The sequence below is a fragment of the Acidovorax sp. KPB24-03 genome, assembly GCF_057546605.1.
This window is the reverse complement of sequence record NZ_BAAJYR010000195.1, coordinates 1-6,487: the sequence shown is the minus strand read 5'-3', so window position 1 is coordinate 6,487 and position 6,487 is coordinate 1. Positions and strand designations below refer to the sequence as shown.

The window sequence follows — 6,487 nt, the reverse complement described above, 5'->3', positions numbered from 1 at the left end:
CGGCCTGGGCATCGGCCGCGCTGCGCACGGTGCCGGCGCCGACCACTGCTTCGGGCACGTCGCGGGCGATGGCTTCCATGCAGGCCAGGGCCTGCGGGGTGCGCAGCGTCACCTCCAGCATGCGGATGCCGCCAGCCACCAGGGCGCGGGCCATGGGCACGGCGTGGGCCACATCGTTGAGCACGATGACCGGGATGACCGGCGCGTCGCGCATGACCTGCACGGCGGTGAAGGCCGCGTTGCCGTGGTTCTGCTGGTTGGTGTCGTCGTCGTTCACAGCCACGAGCAGGCTCCCTCTTCTGCGCTGAGCGCGTTGCGCCGGAATCCGGCAAACAGTTCACGGCCCCAGCCGTGGGCGTTGTCTTCGGCCTGTGCGGGCGGCAGCACGGCGGGCGTGCGGGCCTGCCAGGTGGCGGCATCGACCAGCACGTCGAGCGTGCCCGCCACGGCGTCCAGCCGGATGACGTCGCCGTCCTGCACCCGCGCCAGCGCGCCGCCGGCGTTGGCTTCGGGCGAGACGTGGATGGCGGCCGGCACCTTGCCCGATGCGCCGCTCATGCGGCCATCGGTCACCAGCGCCACGCGGTATCCCTTGCCTTGCAGCACGGCCAGGGGCGGGGTCAGCTTGTGCAGCTCGGGCATGCCGTTGGCCTGCGGCCCTTGCCAGCGCACCACGCAGATCACGTCGCGGTCCAGCTGCCCGGCCTGGAAGGCGGCCTGCAGTTCGGCCTGCGAGCCGAACACGGCGGCGGGCGCCTCGACCACGTGGCGGTCTTCCGGCACGGCAGAGACCTTGATCACGCTGCGCCCCAGGTTGCCCTGCAGCAGCTTGAGGCCGCCGGTGGCGCTGAACGGCGCGGTGGCCGGGCGCAGCACGCCGTCGTCGCCGCTGGCGCCGATGTCGGTCCAGCCCAGGCGCCCTTCGGCGTTGCCATGGGGCAGCCGGGTGTATTCGCGGATGCCGCCGGGCCGCACGGTGAGCACGTCTTCGTGCATCAGGCCGGCATCGAGCAGTTCGCGCAACACGTAGCCCGGGCCGCCCGCGGCCTGGAACTGGTTCACGTCGGCGCTGCCGTTGGGGTACACGCGGGCCAGCAGCGGCACGGCGTGCGACAGCGCGGCGAAGTCGTCCCAGTCGATGACGATGCCGGCCGCACGCGCCACGGCCACCCAGTGGATGAGGTGGTTGGTGGAGCCGCCCGTGGCGAGCAAGGCCGACATGGCGTTGACGATGGCGCGCTCGTCGATAACCTTGCCGATGGGCGGGCACGCGGGGCCGAGCACGGTGCGCGCGGCCTCGCGGGTCAGCTCCTGCCGCAGCGCCTGGCCGGGGTTGATGAAGGCGGTGCCGGGCACGTGCAGGCCCATGGCTTCCAGCAGCATCTGGTTGCTGTTGGCGGTGCCGTAGAACGTGCAGGTGCCTTCGCTGTGGTAGGCGGCGGATTCAGCGGCCAGCAGTTCGGCGCGGCCCACCAGGCCTTGCGCGGCCTGCTCGCGCACCTTGGCCTTGGCGTTGTTCGACAGGCCCGAGGTCATGGGCCCGGCCGGCACGAAGACGGTGGGCAGGTGGCCGAACTGCAGCGCGCCGATGAGCAGGCCGGGCACGATCTTGTCGCACACGCCCAGCATGAGCGCGGCGTCGAACACGTCATGGCTCAGGGACACCGCCGTGGCCATGGCGATCACGTCGCGGCTGAACAGGCTCAGCTCCATGCCGGGCGTGCCCTGCGTGACGCCGTCGCACATGGCGGGCACCCCGCCGGCGACCTGCGCGGTGGCGCCGTGCTTTCGGACCTCGTCCTTGATCAGATCGGGGTAGTGCTGCAGCGGCGCGTGGGCCGAGAGCATGTCGTTGTAGGCATTGACGATGCCAACGTTGGGTGCCTTCTGGGCCACCACGCGCAGCTTGTCGTTGCCGGGCATGCCGGCGAAGGCGTGCGCCACGTTGGCGCAACCCAGTCGGTCGGCACCGCGGTCGCGGTGTGCATGGGCTTCGAGCTGGGCAAGGTAGGCGGCGCGGGTGGGCGCGCTGCGCTCGCGGATGCGCCGGGTAACGGCTTCAACGGTGTCGTGGATGGGCATGCTGGCGGGTGTTGGCAACGGGCTGGCGGAGCGCCCATGGTAAACCCGCAGGCCGCTCCGTCTGTAGGCAAAGGGCATGTGTCGGCCCGCCCCGGCCCGTGGCCGCGGGGCGAGCCCATGCGTGCCGGGTTACTGGGCGCCGCGCGCCTGCTTGACGGCCGCGTTCACCGCGTCCCAGGTTTCCTGGCCGACCGATTTGGCGATGCCGGTGTTCACGCTGGCGAGCTTCTCGCGCATGCGGTTGGCTTCCGAGCCGGGCAGCTCGTTGACCTGCATGCCCTTGGTCTTGAGGTCGGCCAGGGCCTTGGCGGCTTCTTCGCGCGTGTCCTTGCGCTCGAAGTCGCGGCTCTTGACGGCGGCGTCCTGCAGCACCTTCTTTTCCGCGGCGGAGAGGGTGTCCCACCACTTCTTGCTGACGGTGACGATCCACGGGCTGTACACGTGGTTGGTCACCGTGAGGTACTTCTGCACTTCGTAGAACTTGCTGGACACCACCGTGTTGAACGGGTTCTCCTGCCCATCGACCGCGCGCGTTTCCAGGGCGGTGAACAGTTCCGAGAACGGCAGCGGCACGGCGTTGGCGCCCAGGGCCTTGAAGCTGTCCAGGAACACGTTGTTCTGCATCACGCGCAGCTTGATGTCGCCCAGGTCTTCCAGCTTGTTGACGGGGCGCTTGCTGTTGGTGAGGTTGCGAAAGCCGTTCTCCCAGTAGACCAGCCCGACCATGCCCTTGGGCTCCAGCTTGGCCTTGACCTTTTCGCCGACCGGGCCGTCGAGCACGGCATCGGCCTCCTTCACGTTGTTGAAGAGGAACGGCGTGTCCCACACGGCCATCTCGGGCACGATGCCCACCAGCGTGGCGGTGGAGCCCACCATCATCTCCTGCGCGCCGCCGATCAGCGCCTGCTGCATCTGGGTGTCGGAGCCCAGGGCGGCGTTGCCGATGGTGCGCACCTTCATCTTGCCGCCGGAGGCCTTCTCGACCTCCTGCGCGAACAGGCGCGCCGCGCGGCCCTGGTTGGAATCGTCGACCAGGCCATAGCCGAAGCGCACGAGGCGCGGCTTGAAGTCCTGGGCCTGGGCGGCCCCGGCGGCCACCAGTGCGGCCACCAGGCCGGCGAGAGCGAAACGGATACGCATGCTTGTCTCCTTGTATTGAAAGCGCTGAAGAGAGAGGGAAAACGAAACCATTGGAAATCGGGGCCGGCGGCGGCTCAATGCAGCCAGCGCAGCGGGCCGGTGATCAGCACCGGGAACAGCACGAACAGCACCAGCAGCACCACGTACATCAGCAGGAACGGCGTGGTGCCCTTGATGACGGTCTCCATGCGCAGACCACCCACCCCCGCCACCACGTTCTGTACCGTGCCGACGGGCGGCGTGATGAGGCCGAGCGATCCCACATAGATGAACATGAAGCCGAAGTACACCGGATCGATGCCGGCCTTCACCGCCAGCGGCAGGCACACCGGCCCGAAGATCAGGATGGTGGGCGTCAGGTCCATGGCCGTGCCCACGACGAGCAGGAACAGCATCATCAGCGCCATGAACACGATGGGATTGCCCATCACGCCGGAGAAGCTGTCCGCCAGCATGGCGGGCAGGTCGGCCAGGGTGATCATGTAAGCCGTCACAGTGGCCGCGCCGCACAGGAACATCACCACGGCGGTGGTCTTGCCCGCTGCCAGGAACACCTCGTACAACTGGGCCCAGGTGAGTTCGCGGTACACGAACATCGACACGAACAGGGCGTAGACCGCGGCCACCACGGCGGCTTCGGTCGGCGTGAAGATGCCGCCCTTGAGCCCGCCCAGGATGATGACCGGCATCATCATGGCCCAGAAGCTGTGGACCAGCGCCTTCATGCGCGCACCCCATTCCACGCGCTCCATGGACGGCAGCTGGTGCTTGCGGGCGATCCACCACCAGGCCAGGATCAGGAAGATGCCCATCATCAGGCCGGGAAACACCCCCGCCAGGAACAGCTTGCTGATGGAGGTGTTGGTCGTCACCCCGTAGATCACGAACGGCATCGACGGCGGAATGATCGGCGCGATGATGCCGCCCGATGCCAGCAGGCCCGCGCTGTAGCTGGGCGGGTAGTTCTGCTGGCGCATCATCGGCAGCAGGATGGTGGCCAGGGCCGCGGTGTCGGCGATGGCCGAGCCGCTCATCGAGGCCAGCAGCACCGCGGCGCCGATGGCCACGAAACCCAGGCCTCCGCGGATGTGCCCCACGAAGGCGCGCGCCAGGTCGATGATGCGGCGCGACAGCCCGCCCGCATTCATCAGTTCGCCCGCCAGGATGAAGAAGGGCACCGCCAGCAGCGGAAAGTTGTCGAAGCCGGCCTGCAGGTTCTGCGCGAGCAACTGCGAGTCGAAGAAGTCCAGGTGCCACATCAGGGCCACGCCCGTCAGCACCAGCGCGTGGGCGATCGGCATGCCGATCACCATGCCGCCGATGAGCACCAGCAGAAAAATCGCGGTCACGATCATGTCCGGCCCCTTATTCGATATCGCCCGCCGGGCCGGCCGGCGTGGGCGGCTCGCCGCGCAGCAGGTCGAACACCAGGGCCACCAGCAGGCCGGCCGCCAGCACCAGCGTGGCGGCTGCGGCCAGCGCCAGCGGGTAGCCGAGCACCGTGCTGTAGCTGCTCATGCCGGCCACCACCTGCTCCCAGGAGCCCTTCAGCAGCAGCACCATGCACACCGCCACGAGCAACTGGCTCACCCAGAACAGGCCCTTGCGCGCCCCGCCCTTCACGCGCGAGGTGAGCATGTCGAAGCCCAGGTGCTTGCCTTCGAAGGCCGCGACGATGGAGCCCACCGCCACCAGCCAGACGAACAGCAGGCGCGAGACCTCTTCGTACGACACGATGCTGGTGTGGAACACATAGCGCAGCACCACGTTGACGAACACCGCCACCACCATGCCGGCGAGCGCCAGCACCATGAACAGCTCGGCCAGCCGCTGCAGCGCCGGCTTGCGGCGGGGTGGCGCGTGTGGGGAAGAAGACGGGGCGGACGGGGCGGCCAGATCCCTCGTCGGCGGCTGCGGACTGCTCATGCGTTGTCTCCTGCCGCTGTGTCGCGGCCTGTTTTTTCGGGGGTGAAAGCCTCGGGGCCGCGCACCCAGGCCACGGAGTCCTGCACCAGCGTGGCGATGGGCTGCGTGGCATCGAGCGTCAGCACGCCGGGCTCGCCTTCGGGCGATTCCAGCGTGGCGAACTGGTCGGCCACCAGGGCGGGCGAAAAGAAGTGGCCGGGCCGCGACTGCACGCGCACCAGCGCTTCGTCATAGCCCAGCTTCAGGAAGACGAAGCCGAGCGCCGGGTGCGCCTCGCGCAGGCGGTCGCGGTACTTGCGGCGCAGCGCGGAGCAGGTCAGCACCACGCCCGGCCCGCCTTCGCTGGAGTCCAGCAACCGGGCCAGGCGGCCGAGCCAGCCGGCGCGGTCGGCATCGGTCAGCGGCGTGCCGGCCCGCATCTTGGCGATGCTCTCAGGGGCGTGGTAGGCGTCGCCTTCGTGCAGCGTCCAGCCCAGGGCCTGCGCGCAGGACTCGCCGACGCTGGACTTGCCACAGCCCGACACGCCCATCACGACGATGGCCTGCGGGCGAAACATTGAGATAGCGCTATCCATTGAATTCGAAGAAATGCGGTGGGGCATGGCGCCGCACCGCGGGTGGCTGGGCCGGGTTTGCCGCACGCTACAGCGCCATCGGTCGCCGCATGCTTGTTTACCCTGTGAAAGATAGCGCTATCTTAGGAAACAATGCCACCCAGACTGCTCCGGATTAACCCTTGACCGACGCCACCCGCCGCCCCCGCCGTTCCAGCGGCCGCATCACGCTCGATGACGTGGCGCGCGATGCCGCCGTGAGCCCGATCACCGTCTCGCGCGTGCTGCGCGGCGAACGCAGCGTGGACGCGCAACTGGCCGAGCGCGTGCGCGCCTCGGCCGACCGCCTGGGCTACGTGCCCGATCCGGCGGCGCGCGCCCTCGCCTCCCAGCGCAGCACCCAGGTGCTGGTGCTGGTGCCCATGCTGTCCAACACGCTCTTCGTCGATCTGCTGGAGGCGGTGCACCGCACGCTGTTCCCCGAGGGCTTTCACCCGCTCATTGGCGTGACCCACTACGACACCACCGAAGAAGAGCTGCTGTTGCGCACCTACCTGCCCCACCGGCCCGCCGGCCTGCTGGTCACCGGGTTCGACCGCAGCGAAACCGCCCGCCAGCTCATCGCCCGCAGCGGCGTGCCCTGCGTGCACCTGATGGAGACCAGCACGGCGCCGGACGTCGCCTGCGTGGGCTTTTCGCAGACCGATGCGGGCGCGGCCATCACCCGCCACCTGCTGGACCGGGGCCGCCGCCGCATCGCCTTCTGCGCCGCCCAGCTGGACCCG

At 69.1% G+C, this 6,487-nt stretch carries 6 protein-coding genes and 1 pseudogene; 1 reads left to right on the top strand and 6 read right to left on the bottom strand.

All coding sequences use genetic code 11. The features are described from left to right. The 6 genes and pseudogenes from AC27KI_RS16840 to AC27KI_RS16815 form a co-directional block, all read right to left on the bottom strand. Positions 1 to 214: pseudogene (locus tag AC27KI_RS16840) on the bottom strand (keto-deoxy-phosphogluconate aldolase); the annotation flags it as partial. 59 nt (positions 215 to 273) lie between these two features. After that, positions 274 to 2,082, bottom strand: coding sequence for a phosphogluconate dehydratase (gene edd / locus AC27KI_RS16835; RefSeq protein WP_317355034.1), 1,809 nt, complete (start codon positions 2,080 to 2,082; stop codon positions 274 to 276). Positions 2,083 to 2,211: 129 nt separating this feature from the next. Continuing rightward, positions 2,212 to 3,222, bottom strand: coding sequence for a TRAP transporter substrate-binding protein (locus AC27KI_RS16830; RefSeq protein WP_317355031.1), 1,011 nt, complete (start codon positions 3,220 to 3,222; stop codon positions 2,212 to 2,214). 74 nt (positions 3,223 to 3,296) lie between these two features. Then, positions 3,297 to 4,577: a TRAP transporter large permease gene (locus AC27KI_RS16825; protein WP_284413210.1), complete on the bottom strand. Its 1,281-nt coding sequence runs from the start codon at positions 4,575 to 4,577 to the stop codon at positions 3,297 to 3,299. Positions 4,578 to 4,587: 10 nt separating this feature from the next. After that, positions 4,588 to 5,148, bottom strand: coding sequence for a TRAP transporter small permease (locus AC27KI_RS16820; RefSeq protein ID WP_487090191.1), 561 nt, complete (start codon positions 5,146 to 5,148; stop codon positions 4,588 to 4,590). After that, complete coding sequence (locus AC27KI_RS16815) at positions 5,145 to 5,723, bottom strand: gluconokinase (RefSeq protein ID WP_487090192.1); 579 nt, start codon at positions 5,721 to 5,723, stop codon at positions 5,145 to 5,147. Before AC27KI_RS16815 ends, AC27KI_RS16820 begins: the two co-directional genes overlap by 4 nt. 161 nt (positions 5,724 to 5,884) lie before the next feature. On the opposite strand from AC27KI_RS16815, the gene AC27KI_RS16810 reads away from it, so the two are divergent. Continuing rightward, positions 5,885 to 6,487: LacI family DNA-binding transcriptional regulator (locus tag AC27KI_RS16810; RefSeq protein WP_487114853.1), on the top strand; the 603-nt coding region annotated here is incomplete at its 3' end.